The organism is Pseudomonas sp. EA_65y_Pfl1_P113 (assembly GCF_963970525.1).
GTDB lineage: Bacteria > Pseudomonadota > Gammaproteobacteria > Pseudomonadales > Pseudomonadaceae > Aquipseudomonas > Aquipseudomonas tritici.
Map to the genome: position 1 here is coordinate 1 of NZ_CAXAQM010000191.1, position 665 is coordinate 665.

Annotated in this window: 1 protein-coding gene; it reads right to left on the minus strand. The window is 62.6% G+C overall.

Features of this window, described 5'->3' with window-relative positions:
* The coding region (locus AACY52_RS29065) for a chlorophyllide a reductase iron protein subunit X (RefSeq protein WP_339561179.1) at nucleotides 1–665 on the minus strand (665 nt) is incomplete at both ends.

Below are 665 nucleotides of genomic sequence, written 5' to 3' on the forward strand. Positions count from 1 at the left end.
CGGCCGGGATCGACGACAGCACCGGAATCCCGACCGCGTCGGCGAAGGCCTGGGCTTCGCCGGTCCCATCGTCCTTGTTGATGACGATGCCGGCGACGCCGACATTGCCGCCGAGCTTGCGGAAATATTCGACGGCCGAGCAGACATTGTTTGCGACGTAAAGGGATTGCAGGTCGTTGGACCCGACGATGATGACCTTCTGGCACATGTCCCGCGCGATCGGCAGGCCGAAGCCGCCGCAGACGACGTCGCCAAGGAAGTCGAGGAGAACGTAGTCGAATCCCCAGTCATGGAAGCCGAGCTTCTCGATGAGCTCGAAGCCGTGAATGATGCCGCGACCGCCACAGCCGCGACCAACCTCAGGTCCACCAAGTTCCATCGCGAAGACGCCGTCTCTCTTGAAGCAGACGTCACCGATCTTGACGTCCTCTCCGGCGAGCTTCTTCCTGGAGGACGTCTCCAGGATCGTCGGGCAGGCGCGCCCGCCGAACAGCAGGGACGTGGTGTCGCTCTTAGGATCGCAGCCGATCAGCAGAACCTTCTTGCCCTGCTGCGCCATCATGTAGGACAGGTTGGCGAGCGTGAAGCTCTTGCCGATGCCTCCCTTGCCGTAGATCGCGATAATCTGCGTCGTCTTGGTCGGCAGCGCCGTGACAGGCGCATCC